Below are 2,874 nucleotides of genomic sequence, written 5' to 3'. Positions count from 1 at the left end.
TAGGGGCGACTTCAGTCGCCCGCGGGCTTTGATTTACGGCATGCCGGTGATCAGCGTGTGGTGGGCGACTGAAGTCGCCCCTACGGGGGGTGTCGGCGGTATCGTTGTTCATTCTGCGGCTCAGCCATTCATCACGTTCACCTTGCCGCCGGTGGCGTCGTGCAAGCGCTGGGCGAGGGCTTGGCGGGCTTCGGTGTCGCCGTGGATGAGGCGGACCTCGGCGGGCAGATGACGCATGCGGGTGACGAAGCGGACGAGGTCGTTCTGGTCGGCGTGGGCGGAATAGCCTGGCAGGGAGTGGATGCCGGCGCGGATTTCGATGCGTTCGCCGTCGATGTCCACATAGCCGCCCCGCGGGCCGAAGGTCTGGATGGCGCTGCCGGGGGTGCCGCGGGCCTGGTAGCCCACAAACAGCACGTCGTGGCGGGGGTCGTGGAGCATGGCCTTCAGGTAGTTCATCACCCGCCCGCCGGCGCACATGCCGCTGGCGGCGATCACGATGGCCGGCTCACCGCTGCGGGTCAGGCGGCGCACGTTGGCCTCGTGGTCGGCATGATCATCAATGGCGACCAGTTGCTCGAACGCCAGCGGCTTGCGCCCCGCCTTCACCCGGGCCAGGGCCTCGGCGTCCCAGTAGGGCTGCAGCTCGCGGTAGATGCGGGTGAAGCGCCCGGCGAGGGGCGAATCCAGGTAGATCGGCAGCTTGGCCCAGCGCTCGGCAAAACGCCCCGGCTTTTGGCGCTGCCGGTACAGGATGTCTTCAAACTCATACAGCAGCTCTTGCGTGCGGCCGATGCTGAAGGCCGGGATGATCACCGTGCCGCCGTTGGCCAGGGCCTTCTCCACCACCGCCTGCAGGCGGGCCCGGCGCGAGCTGCGCTTTTCGTGCACCTGGTCGCCGTAGGTGCTCTCCAGCACAACCACGTCGGCCGACCAGGGCGGCTTGGGGGCTGACAGCAGCGGCGCATGGGGCGCGCCCAGATCCCCCGAGAACAACACCCGCAGCCGCTCACCCCCCGGCCGGGTCAGCTCGCATTCCACATAAGCCGAGCCCAGAATGTGCCCCGCCCGCTGCAGGCGGATCCGGCAGCTCCCCTTGGGGCCCGAGAACACCGGATACCAGGTGCGCCAGGGAATCGGCCGGATGCGCGCCTCCACCATCTTGAGGTAGCGTTCCACCAGCCGGGCGTCCCGCGTCACCCCCACCGCAAAAGCGTCGGCCAGCACAACGGGCAGCAGTTTGGCGGACGGCTCACTGCACAGGATGGGGCCCTTGAAACCCGCCGCCAGCAACCAGGGGATGCGGCCCACGTGATCGATGTGCACATGGGTGGCGACCAGCGCCTGCACCCGCTCCACCGAAAAAGGGATCTCCAGCCTGTCCGCCCCCGACACCCCGTCCGGCGCCGTCTCCGCCCCCTGAAACAGGCCACAGTCGATCAGCAGGCTGTTGAGTTCATCAATGAACAACTGGTGACAAGACCCCGTCACCCCCTGAAACGCGCCGTGATGGATGATGTTTGCATTCATGGCGAGGGATTGTAGTTGCTGATGGCATTATTGGTCGAATGAATTCGACCCTACAGGGGAGGCAGTGCTGACAGCCGTTACCCCCTGGTTTTGACTTTTGGGGGGTAATACCACTACGCTTCCCTCCATTCATTCGCTTCTCAAGGGGCAAGAGATGTCGTCGGCGCTTTATCGCACTCACGAACTCGCGTATCGAACGCAGTACGCCGAGATCAAGGAGCGGGCACGCGCAACTGGCCTGCTCCTTCCGGGTACGCCGGGACGCCTGAAGTTGAAGAGCGTCAATGGAGGGTCCTACTGGTACCGGCTCTTCTACCCTGTACCGGGCAAGCAAGAAGAGAAATTCGTTTGCACCGAAGCAGATCTCGAGGCCTACGAAACCATGCGGCTCGCCATCGAGGATCAGGATTGGATGACAAAGCAGATCTCGCTGCTCCGCAAGATCGGCTTCCAGACGGCTGACAAAGTGATGGCCCGGGTGCTTGTTGAGTTGCACAATCAACACATGCTGGACGCAGGCCTGGTGCTCGTGGGCACACTTGCCTACATGGCCTGGCTCAACGAACTAGGTGGGATGTCGACAAGTGCCCACACTCAGGATATTGACCTGGCAAGCCACATTCTTCGTCTTGCCGCCCCTGCCTCCTTCCTGGAAACGGTAAAGGCCACCGGGTTGCCTTTCTTTCCGGTTCCTGGCCTGTCACCGGCGAGCCCAACATGTTCCGTCAAGCTGCCAGGCGCCCAGGGGCTTCGCGTCGATGTGCTCACGCCCGGCGAAGAACTTGGCCAGATCGTGAAACTACCCGCGCTTGCTTGGGCGGCACAGACGGTGCCGTTTTACGATTACCTGCTCAAAGATCCAGAGCCGGCCTGCATGCTCGCGGGCGGGCATTGTGTCCCCGTTCACATTCCGCAAGCCGCCAGATTTGTCTGGCACAAGCTCTACGCAAGCACTCAGCGTCGCGGCATGCCCGAGAAAGCGACCAAGGATCGCATCCAGGCACTGACAATAGCGGCGCTCCTTGCCAGCGAGGACGCTCACTTGCTGCTCGATGCATTGAACGAACTTCCACCCCGGATGCGGGAGCACATCGCCAGAATCAAGGGCAAGCTGATGCAGACTGCCTCCGCTCACCCCGAGCTCATCGACCTGCTCGACGCAATTTGATCACGCAAGAGGTCTCCCCGTGGGGCCGGATTTATCCGACCAGCAGGCTTTGTTCGGTGTGCCTTGGTCGAATGAATTCGACCCTACAGGGGAGGCCGCGGGGCGGCGCGTAGGGGCGACTTCAGTCGCCCATCGTGAGTTGATCGCCGGCATGCCCTTTACCGGCGTCCGCGGGC

2 protein-coding genes are annotated in these 2,874 nt (G+C 63.7%); one reads left to right on the top strand and one right to left on the bottom strand.

Going from position 1 to position 2,874, the window contains the following annotated elements; all coding sequences use genetic code 11:
• Positions 1–120 precede the first annotated feature (120 nt).
• Entirely contained in the window at positions 121–1,530 is a 1,410-nt protein-coding gene (locus tag ACIQ09_RS22120; protein WP_398314574.1) for an MBL fold metallo-hydrolase RNA specificity domain-containing protein, read from the bottom strand.
• A gap of 154 nt (positions 1,531–1,684) precedes the next feature.
• On the opposite strand from ACIQ09_RS22120, the gene ACIQ09_RS22115 reads away from it, so the two are divergent.
• Positions 1,685–2,698 carry a GSU2403 family nucleotidyltransferase fold protein gene (locus tag ACIQ09_RS22115; protein WP_398314572.1) on the top strand — a complete coding sequence of 338 codons (1,014 nt, stop codon included), beginning with the start codon at positions 1,685–1,687 and terminating at the stop codon, positions 2,696–2,698.
• Positions 2,699–2,874: the final 176 nt, after the last annotated feature.

The organism is Zoogloea sp. (assembly GCF_044344315.1).
GTDB lineage: Bacteria > Pseudomonadota > Gammaproteobacteria > Burkholderiales > Rhodocyclaceae > Zoogloea.
This window is presented reverse-complemented; position numbering and strand designations above follow the sequence as displayed.

Excerpts from the sequence above, each read along its gene's own strand:
- ACIQ09_RS22115 (WP_398314572.1), top strand. The coding sequence starts at position 1,685 with ATGTCGTCGGCGCTTTATCGCACTCACGAACTCGCGTATCGAACGCAG.
- ACIQ09_RS22120 (WP_398314574.1), bottom strand. The coding sequence starts at position 1,530 with ATGAATGCAAACATCATCCATCACGGCGCGTTTCAGGGGGTGACGGGG.